The organism is Photobacterium indicum (genome assembly GCF_003026215.1).
GTDB classification, from domain to species: domain Bacteria; phylum Pseudomonadota; class Gammaproteobacteria; order Enterobacterales; family Vibrionaceae; genus Photobacterium; species Photobacterium indicum.
In genome coordinates, this window is sequence record NZ_PYOC01000002.1 from 67,238 (window position 1) to 88,430 (window position 21,193).

Sequence of the window (21,193 nt, forward strand, 5' to 3'; positions counted from 1 at the left end):
CCTGCAGCTTAAATATATTGATAGAAATGGATACTTAGTAACCCTGTGGATTCTCTGACTGCCAACGCCACGTATCTTGTGCCATATCTGCAACCTTATAACGGGCTTTCCAACCTAGATCTTGTTCTGCTTTTTGCGTATTAGCCCAACACTCTGCGATATCACCTGAACGACGAGGACAAATTTTATAAGCAACGTCATGACCACAAGCTTGGCTGAATGCATTCACCATTTGTAATACGCTGCTACCCTGCCCCGTGCCTAGGTTATATATATGCAAACCTGATTTTTGTCCAACAACATTGAGCGCAGCTACGTGACCATCCGATAGATCCATAACATGAATATAGTCACGAACGCCTGTACCATCGGGAGTTGGATAATCATCACCGAAGACAGATAAGTACTCACGGCGACCAACAGCAACTTGCGCAATAAATGGCATTAAATTATTAGGAATGCCTTGTGGGTCTTCGCCCATCGTACCTGATGGATGTGCACCAACCGGATTGAAATAACGCAGTAACGTAATGCTCCATGTCGGATCGGCAAAATGGATATCACGCAAACATTCCTCGACCATATATTTGCTACGACCATATGGGTTAGTAACATCGCCTGTAGGGGTCAATTCGTTAATGGGCATTTCAGTAGCATCACCATAAACCGTTGCCGAAGAACTAAAGACAAGGCTTTTCACATTCGCTTTCGCCATTTCATCGACGAGTACAAGCGTGCCGTGAACGTTGTTATCATAGTATTCAAGTGGCTTTTCTACCGATTCGCCAACTGCTTTCAAGCCAGCAAAGTGAATAACAGAATCAATTTTTTGCTCGCTAAAGATTTGAGAAAGTATTGTCTGGTTACGCACATCACCTTCATAAAATAGAGGCGTTACACCAGTTAATGCATGCACTCTTTCAAGTACTGCTGAATTACTGTTTGATAAGTTATCGAGAATAATCGGCTCTAGCCCTGCATTAATCATTTGCACACATGTATGGCTGCCGATATAACCCATTCCACCAGTAACTAATACTTTCACAATCTCTCTCCAAATCTTGATTAACGATTAACTGCTAAAAAGTGTACCAAGCAAAACACCCTGAGGTCCGTGATCAAAACCACACTTGTGTAAACGTTTCCACAAATGGAAAGCGTCATGATTCTGTGGAAAAACATGAGAGTTCGTAGAAATAAAGGAATAATAAAGAAGGATGTAAAAAGAGAATAAATAGGATTCATTATCTTTCGACAAATAATGTAAACGATTAACTGCATTGTCGCTGGCTAGTTATGCTGATTTAATACAAAAATATCGCCATAAACACGAGTAAAAAGCACCTAAGGGTGTCGATAATTTTACTAAAACGTCATAAAATACCTTTCGGCGTATTTCTATACATATTAAATGCAGCGCTTTGATAATAAGTACGTTTACGGATAGATCGCATTCTTAACAGGTAATTTAAGCTCGCATCAACAAGCATGTTCATCCTCTATCTGATAACCGTAAATGCGCATAAACGCCCTGGAGGGAAGAATGGCAACGTTAAAGGAAATAGCAAACGAAGCTGGCGTATCGCTCGCCACAGTTTCGAGAGTATTGAATGATGATCCTAGCCTCAGTGTAAAAGAAGAAACAAAGCGTAGAATATTTGAGATTGCAGAAAAGCTTGAATATAAAACATCATCATCGCGTAAAGTTAGCACTAAACAGCGCCTTAACGTTCTTGCTATATACAACTACAAACAAGATGTTGAGTTCAACGACCCTTATTATTTATCTATTCGTCATGGTATTGAAACTCAATGCGAAAAATTGGGCATTAGCCTTACCAATGTGTACGAGTCGAAGGTTAATAATAAACTCAAACATATCGATGGCATATTGTTAGTAGGTCGCTTACCCAATGAACAACTGTCAGCAGTAAAATCGCTATCTACAAATATTGCTTACGTAGACTATACCGATTTTGATCAAGACTTCGATTCTGTCGATATCGACCTTGCTCGTATCAGTCAAGAAGTTATTAATTTCTTTATCGCGCAAAATTACAATCGTGTTGGATTCATTGGTGGGCAAGACTGTGCCAATAAGTCTGATGTGCGAGAAGTTGCTTTTACCGAATACGGTCAACTTAAAGGCGTAGTCTCTTCTGCTGATATCCATCGTGGGGACTTTACTAGTTCATCAGGCTATAAACTGGCGAAAAAGATGCTCGCTGGTGATCATCCTAAAGCATTGTTTATTGCTTCAGATTCTATTGCAATTGGGGTTTTGCGTGCCATTCATGAGCAAGGTCTCTCTATACCAGAAGATATAACTCTGATTAGTGTGAATGATATACCCACAGCAAAGTTCACCTTCCCTTCATTGTCTACCTTTAGAATTCATTCTGAGTTAATGGGCAGTCAAGGCGTTAATTTGCTGATGGAACGCAGCCGAGATGGCCGCACAATCCCTATTCACTCTTATGTACCCAGCAAGCTTAGATTAAGAGATACAACGAAAAAATAACAGCTTATCTCTGCTTCAATACGAATGGTACTTTTGTGCCATTTTTTATGCCTATCGCAAACAGCTTAGACAGACCAGAGAATAAACTCTAACTAAGTTAAAAAAGAAGACTTACTCATCTATTATATTTGTATTTTACTAAAATTTAACCAGCATTCACCTTAAAGTATAACTACATCCAGAAAGCACTCTGAATCGCTCTCAACAAACATTTCCCTTAATAACGCCAAAAAGTATACCTCTCGCGTACATTAAACCATCGACCAGTCGTTTTTTTCACTCCTACCACCTTTTTTATATGCTAAATGCTCATATTCTTTCCCGCCAAGAATGTTAGTCGGCTCACAAACTCAAGAACAAAATGTGACCAAGTTAAAGTAAAATAGTTTTACCAATTTATTTTACTAAAACTTTAACTAACATGGCTCTCAGATTATAAAAATATGTCCGGGAGGCATTGTGAATAACTGGGAAAACTTTAACCATCTTAGCGAAAATAGAATAGAGCCACGCGCTTACTTCTTCTCTTACGACGCATTAAATAAAGCTAAGAGTTTTCAACGTGATCTGAGTAGTCACTTCATGCTACTTAGTGGGCAGTGGACATTTAATTTTTTCAATAATCCAATGCTTGTTCCTGATGAATTTTACAATCAAGAAATGTCTGAATGGGATAGCATTCAAGTTCCGAACATGTGGCAAATGGAAGGTCATGGTAAGCTTCAATACACTGATGAAGGCTTTCCTTTCCCTATTGACGTTCCTTTTGTTCCGACTAACAACCCTACAGGTGCATATCAACGTACTTTCACATTGGGTGACGGATGGGATAAACAACAAACAATCATCAAATTCGATGGCGTTGAAACCTATTTTGAAGTGTATGTAAACGGTCAGTATGTAGGGTTCAGTAAAGGCAGCCGCCTAACGGCGGAGTTTGATATTTCAGAACAAGTAAAAGTGGGTAAAAATTTACTCTCTGTTCGTGTTATGCAATGGGCTGATTCTACCTACATCGAAGATCAAGACATGTGGTGGACAGCTGGGATTTTCCGTGACGTTTACCTCGTAGGTAAAAAGCCAGTTCATGTTTATGATTACACAATACGCACAGATTTCGATGCACAATATCAAAGTGCTACACTTTCTGGTTCTGTCGTCATCGAAAACTTACAAACAGCACAGGCTTCAGGCTTCCAACTTGAATATGCTTTATACGACGGCAATCAGCTTATCTCCGATGACTCAGTCGATAACCTAGCTATCGAAGAATGCCACACAGCTACTTTTGCTATTGATGTGACTAACCCTGTTCACTGGACAGCCGAAAATCCGCACTTATATCACCTATTCCTCACGCTTAAAGATCATGCTGGCACTATTATCGAGATCATTCCACAGCGTGTTGGTTTCCGCGACATTAAAGTAAAAGATGGCCTGTTCTATATCAATAACCAGTATACCATGCTTCATGGGGTTAACCGCCACGACAATGATCATTTAAATGGTCGAGCCGCAGGCATTGATCGTGTCGAAAAAGACCTGATCTTGATGAAACAACACAACATTAACTCAGTGCGTACCGCACACTACCCTAATGATCCTCGCTTCTATGAAATGTGTGATATTTACGGTTTGTTTGTGATGGCCGAAACCGATGTAGAAACCCATGGTTTTGCTAACGTTGGCGACTTAAGCCGTATTACCGATGATGCCGAATGGGAGAATGTGTTCGTTGATCGTATTGAACGTCAAATTCATGCGCAAAAGAACCACCCTAGTATCATCATGTGGTCTTTAGGTAATGAGTCTGGCTACGGCTGCAATATTCGCGCAATGTGTAAAGCAGCAAAAGCCATTGATGATACCCGCCTTGTTCATTATGAAGAAGATCGTAATGCTGAAGTTGTAGATATTGTTAGCACCATGTATTCCCGCGTTCAGCTGATGAATTATTTTGGTGAACAACCCATGGACAAGCCTCGCATTATTTGTGAGTACGCTCATGCAATGGGTAATGGTCCGGGCGGACTAACTGAATATCAAAATGTCTTCTACAAACATGATCATATTCAAGGGCATTTCTTATGGGAGTGGTGTGATCACGGTATTCTTGAACAAGACGAAAAAGGGCGTGACGTTTATAAATACGGTGGTGACTACGGTGATTACCCGAATAATTATAACTTCTGCATGGATGGTTTGGTGTATTCGGATCAAACTCCTGGTCCAGGTTTACGTGAATACAAACAAGTTATCTGCCCAGTAAAAGTCAGTGTAAAAGATGCAGAAAATGGCCTTATCACAGTTGAAAACAAATACTGGTTCTCGACCTTAGATGACATCACCTTACTGGTCGATATTCGTGCTGAAGGTGAAACACTGGCTCAATACCAACTTTCAGCAACCAATGTAAAAGTAGGTGAAAGCCGTGACCTTCAAGTTGCTCTACCTGAATTAGATGAACGTGAAGTCTTCATTAATGTCTCAGTACGTAAAAATTCAAGTACGCGCTACAGTGTCGCAAATAGCGAGCTGGGCATATTCCAATTCCAAATAAAAGAAAATACCGCGCAATTACCTACATTCACACACACAAATAGCACTGCGCTTAATGTTAAAGAGCAACGCCTAGAGTGGATAGTTGAAGGTTACAACTTCGAGCTGACGTTCTCTAAAATTAGCGGTCAATTAACATCTTGGCTGAGCAACGGTATTGAAATAATCGCTAGCTCACCAAAGATGAATTTCTTCAAGCCAATGGTCGACAACCATAAGCAAGAGTATGAAGGTTTATGGGAACCTGCTCATCTGCAAATAATGGAAGAACATTTCCGCACACTACATATAGAGCAGCAAGACGGGAATGTTATCGTCACTGTTAACAGCATTGTTGCTCCGCCAGTTCTAGATTTTGGTATGCGTTGCACTTACACCTATGAAATTCATTCAGAAGGTCAAGTAAACCTCTCTCTTACAGGCAAAAAATACGGTGAATACCCACATGTTATTCCTGTAATTGGATTGGATATGGGGATCAATAATCAATTCGAGCAAATTGAATACTACGGGCGTGGTCCTGAAGAAAACTACCTTGATAGTAAACAGTGCAACATCATTGATGTTTACCAATCAACAGTAACAAAAATGTTTGAGAACTACCCTTTCCCACAAAACAACGGCAACCGCCAAGACGTGCGCTGGGCCTCACTCGTGAACCGCCAAGGTAATGGACTATTTGTAAAACCAGAACAGCCTATTAATTTAAGTGCATGGCATTACACCGGTGAACACTTGCATGAAGCACAACATATCAATGAATTAGAAAAAAGCGGTTATATCACGCTAAATCTTGACCATAAGCTAATGGGATTAGGCTCGAACTCTTGGGGTTCTGAAGTATTAGATTCTTACCGTGTTTACATGAACGATTTCCAATACGCCTTAACGCTAGTGCCATTTAGCCAAGCGAATTGCCGTGCAAATTACTTGGCGGGGCAAGATTTTTCACTCAAAACACAAACAGACCAAAACATTCAAGAAAATACACCAAGCATGATTAGCGGAGATAAATAAATGGTTGTTTTAGAGAACCTCGAGCAATTCAAAACATTATACCGCGACGGACGTAAATGGAATCGCTGTGTCGAAGCTATCGAAAACATCGGCAATATTCGTGATGGCGTTTACCACTCGATTGGCGATTCACTGGCTTACATGATTGAAGATGGCGTGGCTAAAAACTCAGAGCACTTCATCGGAAACCGTCGTTACTTTGATGTCCACTACTACCTCGAAGGTCAAGAAACCATTGAGGCAAACCACAAGCAGCAACTTGACATCGTAATGCCTTATCAAGATGAAACGGACCGAGAATACCTTGCTGGCTCTGGCACCTTACAAACGGTTGGTCAAGGGCAAGTGGTCATATTGGACAATAACAACGCTTACCGATTCATCGGTGATAAGCGAGTTCGCAAGGTAGTCCTTAAAGTCACAATAGAAGATGGCTACTTCCTTAATAAATAACGCTGAATAACAACATGAAAAAACATACAAAATAAAAGGCACTGGCTTCTGAGAAGAAGATCACAACCTCTGCACTCTCCACTCCATACCTACTAGGAAGTGGAGAGTTAAAACAAATATAATTAACGTGATTCACCGGAGAAAATAATGTCTAAATCTGCACGAGGCACCATAGGCAAATTTGCCTTGCTGTCCATGACATTTGCGGCTGTGTTTAGCTTTAATAATGTCATCAATAATAATATTGAAATTGGGCTATCTTCTGCCCCTATGTTCTTTATTGCCACCATTTTATATTTCATCCCATTTTGTTTAATTATTGCTGAATTTGTCGCATTAAATAAAGACTCTGAGGCTGGTGTATATTCATGGGTTAAAAGTTCACTAGGTGGTCGCTGGGCATTTATATCTGCCTATACCTATTGGTTTGTAAATCTCTTCTTCTTCACTTCATTGCTACCACGTGTCATTGCTTATGCGTCGTATGCGTTTCTTGGGTATGAATACGTCTTTACACCTATGACAACGGCTGTTCTAAGTACTTTACTTTTTGCTGTTGCTACTTATGTATCGACTAATGGTGCAAAAATGCTTGGGCCGATAACTTCAGTTACCTCGTCGTTAATGCTATTACTTACAATGTCATACATATTTTTAGCGGGTGCGGCTGTAGTCGGTGGTATTCAGCCTGCAGATCCCATTACGATTGAAGCTATGACACCAAGTTTTAACTGGGCCTTCTTGGGTGTTACTACCTGGATATTCATGGCAGCAGGTGGGGCCGAATCTGTTGCTGTCTACGTTAACGATATTAAAGGTGGCCATAAATCATTCGTTAAAGTAATTATTCTTGCTGGTATATTTATTGGTGCGCTTTACTCCGTCAGCTCTGTATTAATCAACGTGTTTGTTGTTCGTGAAGAGTTAAAATTCACCGGTGGAACAGTACAGGTTTTTGAAGGATTGGCTAAACACTTTGGTCTACCTGAAATAATGATGAACCGTTTTGTTGGTATGGTATCTTTCACTGCAATGCTAGGCTCACTATTAATGTGGACAGCAACACCAGTCAAAATTTTCTTCTCTGAAATTCCCAAAGGCATCTTTGGTGAAAAGACAGTTGCCCTGAATAAAAATGGCGTACCAGCACGAGCAGCATGGGTACAATTCTTTATTGTTATTCCACTTATGCTCATTCCAACCATCGGATCAGAAACAGCACAAGATCTAATGAGTACCGTTATTAATATGACAGCAGCAGCGTCGATGTTGCCCCCACTGTTTATTATGATTGCTTACTTGGTACTACGCTGGAAGCTTGATCATTTAGAACGTGATTTCAAAATGGGTTCACGTACAACTGGCATCGCAATCGTCTCTGTTCTGATTGTTATCTTCACTGTTGGGTTCTTTGCAGCAACCTTCCCAACCGGCGGTAATATACTCACCATCATATTTTATAATGTTGGCGGAATTGTCGTATTCCTCGGATATGCATGGTGGAAATACAATCAGTATGAAAAAAAGTTAGTCATAACAAATACAAAAGAACTTAACACCGCTACAGAGTAAATACGCCCACCTGTATGGAAAGTAAGGCACAAAACGCCTGTGAATTTAACGACATACAGAATCAATAGCCCTCATCGGTAGTATGCCTTTGAGGGCTTTTTAGTGACTAGCAATGATTCAACTACTGCAATTAACTTTTAAATCAATAAGTTAATTGACGACCATCGTCACAAACCGAAAATAAACCTTTGTAACTTGAAGCGCTATGCCATCATGTGTATATACTCTATAGAAATAGGGATTCCCCCCCATTTTATGGATAATATATGAAAAAGGCTTTACTTCGTTTTATTGTATTACTGTTACCTCTTCTATCAATTACGATAGTAGCGACACTGTACATATATCATGAAGATGCTAACCAGCTAGAACTACGCATTCAGGAAAAAGAGCTTACGAAACATCAATCCGTTCTTCATATCACCCGCTTGCACTTCACACCGATCATTGATGATTTACGCTATTTAACGGCAAAATCACAAGAACTGGCTTTCACTCCGGGGTTAACACAAGAACAAAAAGATCGGATGCTAGAAACATTTATTCGTATCATGAAAACAAGAAATCATTACGATCAAATACGCCTTATCAATGCAAATGGCATGGAAGTTCTACGGGTTAATAAAAAAGGTGACGATATCGTTATAGTTGCCGATGATAAACTTCAAGATAAAAGCAAGAGACCTTATATTCAAAGAGGCCTTCAGGTGCCTGTAGGCAGTTTTTATACTTCGCAATTCGATCTAAATGTTGAAAACGGTAAGATTGAAACTCCCATTAAACCCATGCTGCGCTTTGTTAGTCATTTCAACTCAAATGGCGAATCTTGGTTAATCACATTAAATTATCTAGGTAATGATTTTTTAAGCCAAATACAACAAGAATATAACTGGGGGCAAGGTGGTGGAAACTGGCTTGTCAATAACAATGGGCAATGGCTTTTAGGTCCAAATCAAGACAGTGCTTGGCAATTTAACTTAACCCAAAACATCGGCGCCAAAGACTTCTTCCAGCAATACCCTAATATTTGGGACGAAATAGGTAAAAAGAAACACGGTCAAATACGCACTGGTGATTACCTTTATACTTATTCTCGCTTCTTTTCTGGGAAAGAATTAAGCAGTACCAAGTTATTTGTACTTCCTTTTGAGGGGGCAGATTTACCTTGGACGGTCATTTCAAGAGTCAACATGGCAAGTTTAGTAACTGAACTCTCTTTTTCTCAACAACGTATCATTAAATTTGCCACCTTTGGCATTCTTGTAATGGCATTAATAGCCGGCTGTATCGTACTTGCTTGGCACCTATTCCAACAATTAATACATGAAAAAAAATTAAAACAAGAAATTGAGGACAATGCTCAACGTTACGCTTCAGTATTAAAAAATGCACCTGATGGTTTAATGACGCTAAATAATAGGTTAGAAATAACGGCTTTAAATCATTCAGCTGAACGAGTTTTTAATATTACTGATACCGCCGAAGCCATAGGAAAAAACATTTATGACATAGTCCATGATAAAAAGGCAAAAAATATTCTGAACCAACTCATTTATCAAGTTCAGCTTGCTATGGCAGATGGTAACAATACCCCAATTAAGGCTAGTATCCAGCTGCCGAATCACACAAGCATAAAATATGTCGCTCTTATTGCTAGTGAAACCGTTTTTAGCTCAACCAGTGAAATTTTGCTTCATATTAGTGATGTCACAGATTGGATTGAAAGAGAGCTAAAGTTAAAAAGTCTATCTCATGCAGTAGAGCAAAGTGACAATACTGTTCTTATTACAGATAAGAACGGTATTATTGAATATGTAAACCACTCTTTTGAAGCGTTTACTGGTATCACCTCAGCTGAGGCGGTAGGACGAGATTCACGCACTTTAATGAAGGGGTCTAATGAAACAACCAGTGAAATAAAGCATATTCGTCAACAATTAAAAGCAGGAAGAACAATTAACCGCGTTATTACACGGAAAAAATCTGATAATACGGTTTCCTATGAAGACGAAACTATTTCACCAATTCGTAACGATACCGGAAAAATAAGTCACTACATATCGACGGGAAAAGATATTACAGAGCGCGTGCTGTTTGAAAGTAAGCTTCATAAACTCGCTCATTATGACCTTTTAACGGAGCTACCTAATCGTCTACTTCTCCAGCAGTACATTGAACAAGCGATCACAAACGCAGAAGAAATGAAAACGTCTGTTGTCGTATTAAATATAGACCTCGATTGGTTTAAAAAGATAAACGATTCTCTTGGTCATGATGTGGGTGATAAAGTATTAATCACCATTGCCAAGCGTATTACACGTTCACTTCGAGATGAAGACGTTCTTGCTCGTTTAGGGGGCGATGAGTTTGCCATTTTAATTCAGTCGGATACCACATCGCAGAGTATTGCTACTCTGGCTGAACGCATTATAAATAATATTGGTGCCTCTTTATCTATAGAAGAGAAATCATTATCGATTACAGCAAGCATGGGGATTGCCGTTTACCCTGAAAATTCTTTAGATAGTGATACCTTATTAAAAAACTCTGATATTGCACTTTATCACGCTAAAGATCAGGGACGTAATCGATATTGTTTTTTCACCCCAAAAATGGGTATAGAAAGTGTACAACGTCTTCAACTTGAATCTGACCTACGTAAAAGTCTAGGTACTGATCAGTACACATTTTTTTATCAACCTAAAGTGAATGCTAAAACCCATAAAGTATGTGGTATTGAAGCATTATTACGTTGGAAGAACGAAGAAGGTCAGATCCAGTCTCCACTAGGGATCATTCCGATTCTCGAAAATTCAGGACTTATTGTTAATGTTGGCGAAACGCTGATCAATCAAGCCTGTGAACAGTTAGCAATTTGGCAGAGTAACGGGTTAGACCTACACTTTGCATTAAATATCTCTGCACGCCAATTATTGCATTCAGACATCGTAGATACTGTGTATAAAGCCGTTACTATGTCAGGCTGTAATCCCCACTACCTAGAGTTAGAAATAACGGAAAGTGTTGTCATGGCCGATGTGAAGTTAGCCTTCGATAAGCTCATTAAATTAGAAGCTCTTGGTGTGAAAATTGCCATCGATGATTTCGGTACAGGATACTCTTCACTCGCCTACCTTAGTCGATTCCCAATACATATTTTGAAGGTAGATAGAGAGTTTGTTCAAGACCTGCCAATGAACAAAGATAGCGTTACAATCACGCGTTCTATTATTGAACTTGCACATAACTTATCGATGCTCGTTGTAGCAGAAGGCGTCGAAAACGAAGATCAAATTAAATTTTTGACCAACATTGGCGTTGAAGAATTTCAAGGCTACTACTTCGGTAAACCTATGCCAATCGATGAATTCGAAGTGAAATTTATCACTGATAGTATAAATGCTGAAGATATTCTGGATGAAAGCTAGTCTGTTATAAACAATAAACGTCTCAGATGTAAAAAACGTCCATACTTAAGTTATTAAAGCTTCTATTCAGCAAGAGGCTGACTTACTATATTCAAGATATAATAAAGGGGCAGCATTATGAGCTTTAGTGATTATTTAGATGATTTTATTAAACAACGCGATCAACGCCCTCAAACACCCGCTCGTCAACAGTTTAGACGTCAACCTGCACAATCAGTGCAAGATGCTACAAATCAGAGCAAAGCGCGTGAAGCTATGGCGCGAGAACAAGAAGAAGCATCTGAGCGTGCGACAGAAGAAACAAAGCAACCTCATACGCGTATTCATGGTCGCTGTATGACTGCTCAAGAATTGTATGCACTTGACCAACAAAAAGTAGACGCGATACCTGTTAGTCAATCACGATTAGATTTTATTCAACAATTAAAGAAAGACCTAAAGCTGAAAAAACGCTCAGATTCTTAATTTAACGTATTTAAACTCAAAACTCGAAGTGTATAGACTTAAACATACAGCAGCTGGTTTAGTACCAGCTCTTTTACCCTAAAATAACGTTCATTACATCTATACATAATGAACGTTAAACTGACAAAAGAATTCACACTAGCTATATTATTGATAACTCTTCCCCTACTTATATAACAAACATTATCGAGAAAACCTCCCCATAAACTAGACCCATTGCATTCAAAACCTCAATTTAGAACAAAAAACGAGCTATTTTCTATGGTTAGATAATTTATAGATTAAAAGATAAAATTAAATTTAATAAATATTGCCAAATTTTCACCAAAATAAACCATAAATACTCTCTGCTTATTTTGCTGTTTACTTTTTATACTCTATCAGTGCAGATTTAACTGAGGTTTTACACAGCAAGGAATATATAGAACATATTATGTAGCACTATAACGATGGTATATCCATGTTTAATATAATGTTTATTCAATTGTACGCTGTAAGTTTCTTATAAAGAATCGTTTATTCAACATATATATCCACATAGAACCAGCACATCAGACCAATCTTACTCTCTACAAAATAATCACAAAAAAATCACTTTAGATAAATTCAAGATAACAACCCAACAAACCTTCAACATTTGAAACATTAATACCCCGTGACGCCTACACTATTAAAGCGATTAGCACAATATAGGCACAAGAGATTTTAGCGGTTAATATTGGCCATTAAGAAAAGTATGAAAAGACTAAATCATGAATACTACAATTCAAATAAACGAGCTAGAATCTTTGCTCATTGCGATTATTGTGCTTTTTCTTGGCTACTTCATTAATACAAAAGTAACGGTTCTTCGGAAGTATAATATTCCAGAACCTATTGTAGGAGGCCTAATAGTCGCGGTTATAATTGCTTTAATACATCAGCAAGGCATCGACATTACTTTCAAACTCAGTATTAAAGACACTTTAATGCAGATGTTTTTTGCTACCGTCGGCCTAGCTGCAAGCTACAAGCTACTGGCACAAGGTGGTTCACGCGTATTTTTATTTTTAGGGTTAGCAACGGTTTTCATCATCATCCAAAATGCTGTTGGTGTAACACTAAGTACCTTACTTGGCTTAGACCCTATTATTGGCTTAATAGTGGGCTCAATAACACTGTCTGGCGGACATGGTACGGGTGCAGCTTGGGCACAAAGCTTTGCAGCAGATTACAATCTACACGTTCTTGAACTGTCTATGGCTTCTGCAACATTTGGCTTAGTGATGGGCGGAATTATTGGTGGACCTGTTGCACAGCGCCTGATTAACAAACACAAATTGAAGTCATCGTTTGGTGATGGTGAGCATCACCATATTGAACACCCTGATCTGATTACTTATAGCGATAAAGAAGAAGATCGTATTACGTCAAAGAACACCATTGAAGTACTGTTCATCTTGTTGATCTGTGTTGCAGGTGCTGCACATGTGAAAGAACTTGTTGATAGCTTTGGTATTTCTTGGCTTCGTATCCCTGACTTTGTTTATGCATTGTTTATTGGTGTTTTTATCACCAACATTAGTGAAACAACGAAAGTTTATAAGATCAACAGTGAAACAGTTGATGCATTAGGTACCATTTCATTATCACTCTTTTTGGCAATGGCCTTAATGAGTCTTAAGTTGTGGGAATTGCTTGAGTTGGCTTTACCAATGCTGATGATCCTAACAGTACAAACAGTTGTACTTGCTGCGTTTGCATATTTTGTTACCTTCCGCGTTATGGGAAAAACGTATGATGCTGCGGTTATTGCTGGTGGTCACTGTGGTTTTGGTATGGGTGCCACGCCAACAGCTGTGATGAACATGGGGTCTTTAGTGTCACGAAATGGGCCATCACCTCAAGCTTTCATGGTTGTTCCTATTGTTGGTGCTTTCTTTATCGACATCGCGAACTTGATCGTTTTACAAGGCTATTTAAGCTTTATTCAGTAGTACTTTGCAGTAATGCCAAATTGCTATATATCAAAGGGGATGACATCGTCATCCCCTTTTTTTCGGTTATATTTCGTGATACAACGCTCATCACGGAAAATTGAAGTTAATAACGAACAAACGTTACACAATGAAGTCATAAATTTCATACCTCATTTCTTACGTTTGTTGTAATCTAGTCTTAGTGTAGAAATGAGATACAGCACACATCCATTGTCATTATTTGGGCACAACTTTTACGCATTCATAGGTAGAGATGAACAATGAAAAAGAATAAAAACAAGAACAACAATGATGCAAAACTACTGAAGAAAGCCATGGAGCTAGGCTTTGCTTTCGCTAAAAAGCAAGGATATGGAGACTTAGAGAAAACCGTTTCATCCACAGAACGTGTTGAATGCATTTACCGTTTACTCATCGAATGTAAGCAAATTACCCCTCTTGCCGTTGATCAAGAAGACGGCGTGAACATGAAACACAAATTAGTGCTATGGATCTCTCGCCTACTCCCACCTGATCACGAATTACTACAGTAATACTCACTGCGGTTATCACCTACATTATATAAATCAGCAACCAGGTTGCTGATTTTTTGTATCAAGCTATATTTAGAACAACAAGTTACCTAATTCTTTGCCTTCGTTGCAATTACAATAAACAAACATTGCTACCGTGTTTACAGGCATGTAACTTGTTATATGCCCAAGTCACCTCAGCGAGAACCTTGAGGTTCTATGGGTATATCTTCAATCAGATAATATCAAGGATGGTCATAATGCGTCGTGTCGTATTTAATCAAAAAGGTGGGGTTGGTAAATCCAGCATTGCAGCTAATTTGGCAGCCTTAAGCGCGGCTAAAGGGTATAAAACGTTATTGATTGATCTGGATGTTCAAGGTAACAGTAGCCATTATTTAGGCTACGACGTTAACTCAGAGAGTAAACAAACCATAGCAGATCTATTAAACCAAACTGTTGGCTGGTTTAGTGTTTCCACTCCTGTGATTGAGTTCCCACAACCTACATCGTTTACTAACCTTGATATTATTCCATCTAGCCCACGATTAGAAAAAATCGAATCTGAATTAGAACGCCGCTATAAGATCTATAAGCTTCGCGATGCGCTAGATGAATTAGATAAACGATATGAGCGCATTTATATCGATACCCCACCCAACCTAAACTTTTTCAGTAAAGCCGCCTTAATTGCCGCTCAGCGCTTACTTATCCCCTTCGACTGCGATAGCTTTTCACAGCAAGCACTATTAACGTTACTCAATAATGTTTCTGAATTGCGAGAAGACCATAATCCAACACTCGAGGTTGAGGGGGTTATCGTCAATATGTTTAATGCTCAGGCTAACTTCCCAAAGAAAATCATTACTGACTTGAAGGATCTCGGATTACCGATTCTTGAACCTTATCTGCCTCAATCGATAAAAATGAAAGAATCGCATTACTATCAGAAGCCACTAATCCATTTACTGCCGACACATAAACTCACGAAGAGTTTTGAGCAGTTATTCATGACACTTGAAAAAAGTGCACCCGTGCTAGCTGAAGTAGAAACATAGCATTACCGTCAAATTATCATTGATGACAACTGGTGAATGTCTAGAAAACCATCAGTCGTCATTAGTGTAAGCGCATTAATATTATGGGTGGAACATTAAAAATGTCAGCCTCAATCTCTATCATCATGATAAATCTAAACAACTCCCCCTTAATTAATTTGTGTTTTCACGCTCAGACTGGCACCAAACTGGTCACTCTGCGAGCGAATGAATGCAAATTAATAAAAAAGCGATCTCAAACACTTGCGCGAAATTAATCGAATCGCTACTATTCTCTCGTTCCCAAAAACGGAACAATACAATTTGCTCGCTTAGCTCAGTTGGTTAGAGTACTTGCATGACATGCAAGGTGTCACTGGTTCGAGTCCAGTAGCGAGCACCAAATTTTAAATAGCACGCAATAGCTTGTTATTAGACAGTACAATTTGCTCGCTTAGCTCAGTTGGTTAGAGTACTTGCATGACATGCAAGGTGTCACTGGTTCGAGTCCAGTAGCGAGCACCAGTTTTAGATAGCACGAAATAATTTGTTATCACACAGTACAATTTGCTCGCTTAGCTCAGTTGGTTAGAGTACTTGCATGACATGCAAGGTGTCACTGGTTCGAGTCCAGTAGCGAGCACCAAATTCTCTTAGAGATACATCAAGCCTGCTTTTAGCAGGTTTTTTTGTATCTGCTGTTTATTGCTACAATTCCTACCATCGAACTTGATACTAACTCATTCTTGCTAAGTTAAAAAATCAACAGCCCTAATCATTCGTATAATTAAACAATGCATATAAGGAGCTGTATATACCCAAGTTACCTCAAGATGCTCATTTCAGCGAGAATTTGTTAGACTCTAGGCAAGGCACTTATTTATAGACCTAGTCGTTCTACGTTGAAAATAAGTAACACCGCATAGAGCCTAACAAAACTCGCCCTTCGGGAGTGATTCAGCGTATCTACTTCTGTGTCAAATGTGTTTGAAAGGGAATGCCATTCCTACACACATTTTCCTTGAATTAAATACGCTGATATCACTCTGAATCCTGTAGCTTGGGTATAGTTGAATGTCTGAATCGATCTTGCAATATCACATACTTGGGCTGTTCTTCTCGATAGCGCTGCTTACAGGGTGTGAACGAAACAGTACTGACGTAGCTTTTCAACGCTATCATGACCGATTGGCAAGCGCTCTAGATGTCGACACTAAGCCTCCCCCTACAACGTCCATGATTCCCTTTCCTGACGTTCGTGATCTCACGCTACCAAATCCAGATATACGCATAAGTTTGCTGAACGCTTATGAGCTCAGAAAGTGTGATTTATTCCACCTAATAGCCGAGCGCAATTCAATATTGGGAAAGGTGCAAGATAAAACCCACCAGCTACAATATGAACTACTGTTAATTAATGGGCTAAATCGCTGTATTGCTATATTCGATAACCAGTCAATACTCGATAACAATTCAACACTTCACAGTGAATTAGTATTATTGGAAGCACAGAAGCAACAACAATTACCTCACCATCTATGGAATATGTTAGTGAGTGGCAAAGAATGGCGGCAGCAATTTTCACCCGTGTCAGTAACCTTTGAATTTAATCACTTCCCAGGCTTTGTCGAAAACCAAGAAGCCTTTCGCAATATTGCAGGCATTACCACCAACATTCTCACTAAAATGCCAACATCAAAGCAATCAATAGATGCTTTGCTATATCATCAAGAACAAATCCACCTATTTCGCTATTACGGACAATTATTTTACTCAATGACACGTGCCCGTGATTGGTTACTTACCACAACAGCCTTACTTGAAGCACAAGAAAACACGATCAGTTGCGGTCTGAGCCGAAATCAACAGAAAGCGACCTATTTACGTAATGTCTTCTTCAAATTCTTTGCTGAACCTATTCAGCCTTACCTGGCAGAGTTAGATTCACAATACCAACAGCTTCAACCTGATCTTATTACTGCATTTTCAATTATCTCTCCGCCACTCGGTGCTTTCTCGCCCTACCATCGCACTTATATCGAAGGGCAATTACATGCATCATTTCGTGCAGCCACTCTAAAACACGTCAAATTTTGGCAACGTACATTCAAACGTTGTGGCATAAAACTCGGAAATTAAATCTGAGCTTTTTATCTAACACCATCATCACCAACACCAACACCAAGAACAACTTAAAACCATTATTTATCATTGACATATAAGATACTCGCAAAATAGTTAATTTTAGTTATTGACTAAACCCAAGCGGAAGCATAAATTAATTACAGAAGTTGCCAGATGGAACTTCAAACCACTTGTCTCGTTCGCCTCGTTAGAGGGAACAAAGAGAAAGTAAACAACTTGAAATGTTAGGCATCACGTCCCTGAACCCAAGGTGGTCTGTGGAGTGTATGTTCTGATCCCCTTAGTGCTTAGTTACGTCTGATACCCTCATGCGTATTTATCACTAAGGCTATTGCTTATTTATGAGGATAGTTTTATGAGAAATGTCGATTTTACTCCCCTATACCGTAGTGCTATTGGTTTCGACCGTCTGTTTGACATGATGGAATCAAACAACGCAAAAAATGCGAAAAGTACATCAAACGGTTACCCTCCGTACAATATCGAGCAGAAAGATGAAAACAATTACCGTATTACCATGGCGGTAGCTGGTTTTTCTGACGATCAGATTAATATCACCCAAAAAGAAAATCTACTTATCATCACTGCTGAAAGTAAAAACAACGAAGACGCAGACAAGAATTACATTTATCAAGGCATTGCTGAGCGCGATTTCGAACGTAAGTTCCAATTAGCTGACTACATCAAAGTGCTAAACGCAACCATGAAAAATGGTCTACTTCATATTGATTTAGAGCGTGAAACACCAGACGTCATACAACCACGTACGATTGCCATCAGCCATAAATAACAGTGTGTAATAAGGTGAGGAATAACCATTGAGCAACACTATGAAACAGAGCAACACGGTGAATAACATCAAGAGCATGATTTAATTAATATTGCCCTTGCTTAAATACCGTTTTTGTCATGTTAGTTCTCATCTATAAACAATTGATAAATTGATATATCCAACGGCTGATTATTTCCGATAAACGACACGATACCATCAAGGTTACTGCGTTTTAGCCTTCAGCCGTCTACAAAATTCTTGGAGAAAAGATTATGAGTAAGATTATTGGTATTGACCTAGGCACAACGAATTCTTGTATTGCCCTATTGGATGGCGACAAGCCACGTGTAATTGAAAATGCTGAAGGTGAACGCACCACAGCCTCAGTGATTGCATATACCCAAGATGGCGAAATATTAGTGGGTCAACCCGCAAAACGCCAAGCTGTAACCAACCCAAAAAATACATTATTTGCAATCAAACGCTTGCTTGGCCGTCGTTTTGAAGACGAAGAAGTTCAACGCGACATCGAAATTATGCCATTCAATATTGTGAAAGCCGATAATGGTGATGCATGGGTTGAGGCAAAAAGTAAAAAAATGGCAGCACCGCAAGTCTCGGCTGAAGTCTTGAAAAAGATGAAGAAAACCGCCGAAGACTATTTAGGTGAAGAAGTAACGGGTGCTGTTATCACCGTGCCAGCGTATTTCAACGATGCACAGCGTCAAGCAACCAAAGATGCTGGCCGCATTGCAGGGCTTGATGTAAAACGTATTATCAATGAACCAACAGCCGCTGCATTAGCTTATGGTTTAGATAAACAAGGTGGCGAACGTACCATCGCGGTATACGATTTGGGTGGGGGTACATTTGATATCTCTATCATCGAGATCGACGAAGTAGACGGTGAGAAAACCTTCGAAGTGTTATCGACCAATGGTGATACCCACCTCGGCGGTGAAGACTTTGATAGTCGTATGATTAACTACTTAGTTGGCGAATTTAAGAAAGAACAAGGCATTGATCTGAAATCCGACCCACTAGCAATGCAGCGTGTGAAAGAAGCGGCAGAAAAAGCAAAAATTGAGCTTTCTTCCGCACAGCAAACCGATGTGAACTTACCTTACGTCACTGCTGATGCTAGCGGCCCTAAACACATGAACGTTAAAGTGACTCGAGCGAAATTGGAGTCACTGGTTGAAGACTTAGTACAACGTTCATTAGAGCCACTGAAAACAGCGCTGACAGATGCTAATTTATCCATCACCGATATCACTGACGTTATCTTAGTGGGTGGTCAAACCCGTATGCCTATGGTTCAAGCCAAAGTAACAGAGTTCTTTGGTAAAGAGCCGCGTAAAGACGTGAACCCTGATGAAGCAGTTGCTGTCGGTGCTGCTATTCAAGCTGGTGTATTAGCTGGTGAGGTAAAAGATGTCTTGTTATTAGATGTGACTCCACTGTCTCTTGGTATTGAAACCATGGGCGGCGTGATGACCAAGTTGATTGGGAAAAACACCACAATTCCAACCAAAGCGAATCAAGTGTTCTCAACCGCAGAAGATAACCAAAGTGCCGTTACGATTCACGTGTTGCAAGGTGAACGTAAGCAGTCGAACTACAACAAATCGTTAGGACAGTTTAACCTCGAAGGTATTCAAGCTGGAGCACGTGGAACAGCACAAATTGATGTGACCTTTGACTTAGATGCCGATGGTATTTTACATGTTTCTGCTACGGATAAAGCCACAAACAAAGAGCAGAAGATCACCATCCAAGCTTCTAGCGGGCTAAGTAACGACGACATCGAAAAGATGGTACAAGAAGCAGAAGCTAACAAAGAAGCGGATAAAATGTTCGAAGAGTTAGTGACAGCCAGAAACCAAGCCGATCAACTGGTACACAGTACCCGTAAGCAAGTCGAAGAGCTGGGTGATGCACTTCCTACTGATGAAAAAGCAAAGATTGAGACAGCAATAGCCGATGTTGATACTGCACTCAAAGGCGAAGACAAAACTGCGATTGATAATGCCACACAAGCATTAATGACAGCATCTCAAGCCTTGGTACAAATGGCGCAACAACAAGCACAAGCGCAACATGCTCAATCAAGCCAGCAGACGAATAACACAACAGGTCAATCTTCAACTGACGATGATGTGTTTGAAGCCGAGTTCGAAGAAGTCAAAGACAAATAAAACAAAAAAGCCCACTATTCATTTTGATAGTGGGCTTTTTTATTAGAAACGTATCGCGGTGAATCATACGTGTAATACCAAATCCATTAATTATTACAACCACTCACTCATCACCACATGGGTTTTGATTTTGACAATATCGACGTGTGCATCCAATGTTTCACGTATTTGATGTAATCGTTGGATCGAATCGGCTTTTACAAACACTAATAAATCCATATCACCACTAACCCCATGACAAGATTGTACTTCAGGCAACGTTTTAAATATTTCGACCACATCGGCACACCGTGCACATTGATGACGAATTTCAAAATATGCCGATACGCCTTCTTTCTGTGATTCCGACAGTAAGACTTGATAACCGCGAATCGTACCAGTTTGTTCTAACTTTTTGATGCGCTCTGTAACTGCTGGACGAGACAGATTCACCGCCTCCGCAATTGCAGACACACTTTGGCGGGCATTTTTTCGTAATTCGGCAATGATTGCCTGATCAAATTTGTCCAAGGGCGTCCTCTGCTCTTTTCTGTGC

General features: G+C 39.6%; 14 protein-coding genes and 3 tRNA genes. 15 read left to right on the forward strand and 2 right to left on the reverse strand.

Annotated elements, in window-relative coordinates:
• Window positions 1-34 precede the first annotated feature (34 nt).
• Window positions 35-1,045, reverse strand: a complete 1,011-nt coding sequence (galE, locus tag C9J47_RS06275) for a UDP-glucose 4-epimerase GalE (protein WP_107252766.1) — start codon at window positions 1,043-1,045, stop codon at window positions 35-37.
• A 498-nt stretch (window positions 1,046-1,543) separates the two neighbouring features.
• Here galE and ebgR point away from each other — a divergent pair, with 498 nt between their 5' ends.
• The 15 genes from ebgR (at window position 1,544) to dnaK (ending at window position 20,658) form a co-directional block, all read left to right on the forward strand.
• Window positions 1,544-2,521 (forward strand): transcriptional regulator EbgR, encoded by a 978-nt coding sequence (gene ebgR / locus C9J47_RS06280; RefSeq protein ID WP_107252767.1) that lies wholly within the window; start codon window positions 1,544-1,546, stop codon window positions 2,519-2,521.
• A gap of 459 nt (window positions 2,522-2,980) precedes the next feature.
• Entirely contained in the window at window positions 2,981-6,097 is a 3,117-nt protein-coding gene (ebgA, locus tag C9J47_RS06285) for a beta-galactosidase subunit alpha (RefSeq protein ID WP_107252768.1), read from the forward strand.
• Window positions 6,098-6,550, forward strand: coding sequence for a beta-galactosidase subunit beta (locus C9J47_RS06290; RefSeq protein WP_107252769.1), 453 nt, complete (start codon window positions 6,098-6,100; stop codon window positions 6,548-6,550).
• 147 nt (window positions 6,551-6,697) lie between these two features.
• Complete coding sequence (locus C9J47_RS06295; protein WP_107252770.1) at window positions 6,698-8,122, forward strand: amino acid permease; 1,425 nt, start codon at window positions 6,698-6,700, stop codon at window positions 8,120-8,122.
• 266 nt (window positions 8,123-8,388) lie between these two features.
• A complete protein-coding gene (locus tag C9J47_RS06300; protein ID WP_107252771.1) occupies window positions 8,389-11,550 on the forward strand; it encodes a sensor domain-containing protein in 3,162 nt (1,053 codons plus the stop codon).
• A gap of 117 nt (window positions 11,551-11,667) precedes the next feature.
• Complete coding sequence (locus C9J47_RS06305; RefSeq protein ID WP_107252772.1) at window positions 11,668-12,015, forward strand: hypothetical protein; 348 nt, start codon at window positions 11,668-11,670, stop codon at window positions 12,013-12,015.
• Window positions 12,016-12,767: 752 nt separating this feature from the next.
• Window positions 12,768-13,991, forward strand: coding sequence for a sodium/glutamate symporter (gene gltS / locus C9J47_RS06310; RefSeq protein ID WP_107252773.1), 1,224 nt, complete (start codon window positions 12,768-12,770; stop codon window positions 13,989-13,991).
• 263 nt (window positions 13,992-14,254) lie between these two features.
• Entirely contained in the window at window positions 14,255-14,527 is a 273-nt protein-coding gene (locus tag C9J47_RS06315) for a DUF5062 family protein (RefSeq protein WP_107252774.1), read from the forward strand.
• Between the two features lie 239 nt (window positions 14,528-14,766).
• Window positions 14,767-15,564: a ParA family protein gene (locus C9J47_RS06320; RefSeq protein ID WP_107252775.1), complete on the forward strand. Its 798-nt coding sequence runs from the start codon at window positions 14,767-14,769 to the stop codon at window positions 15,562-15,564.
• A 305-nt stretch (window positions 15,565-15,869) separates the two neighbouring features.
• Window positions 15,870-15,946: transfer RNA gene (locus C9J47_RS06325), tRNA-Val, on the forward strand.
• Window positions 15,947-15,991: 45 nt separating this feature from the next.
• Window positions 15,992-16,068 (forward strand) — tRNA-Val (locus C9J47_RS06330).
• Between the two features lie 44 nt (window positions 16,069-16,112).
• Window positions 16,113-16,189, forward strand: a tRNA-Val gene (locus C9J47_RS06335).
• A 428-nt stretch (window positions 16,190-16,617) separates the two neighbouring features.
• Window positions 16,618-17,682, forward strand: a complete 1,065-nt coding sequence (locus tag C9J47_RS06340; RefSeq protein ID WP_107252776.1) for a DUF3080 domain-containing protein — start codon at window positions 16,618-16,620, stop codon at window positions 17,680-17,682.
• Window positions 17,683-18,043: 361 nt separating this feature from the next.
• On the forward strand, window positions 18,044-18,478 hold the full coding sequence (locus C9J47_RS06345) for an Hsp20 family protein (RefSeq protein ID WP_107252777.1): 435 nt from the start codon (window positions 18,044-18,046) through the stop codon (window positions 18,476-18,478).
• 254 nt (window positions 18,479-18,732) lie between these two features.
• Window positions 18,733-20,658 (forward strand): molecular chaperone DnaK, encoded by a 1,926-nt coding sequence (gene dnaK / locus C9J47_RS06350; protein ID WP_107252778.1) that lies wholly within the window; start codon window positions 18,733-18,735, stop codon window positions 20,656-20,658.
• 93 nt (window positions 20,659-20,751) lie between these two features.
• Here dnaK and C9J47_RS06355 read toward each other — a convergent pair whose 3' ends face one another.
• Window positions 20,752-21,168, reverse strand: a complete 417-nt coding sequence (locus C9J47_RS06355) for an Lrp/AsnC family transcriptional regulator (RefSeq protein ID WP_107252779.1) — start codon at window positions 21,166-21,168, stop codon at window positions 20,752-20,754.
• Between the last annotated feature and the right edge of the window lie 25 nt (window positions 21,169-21,193).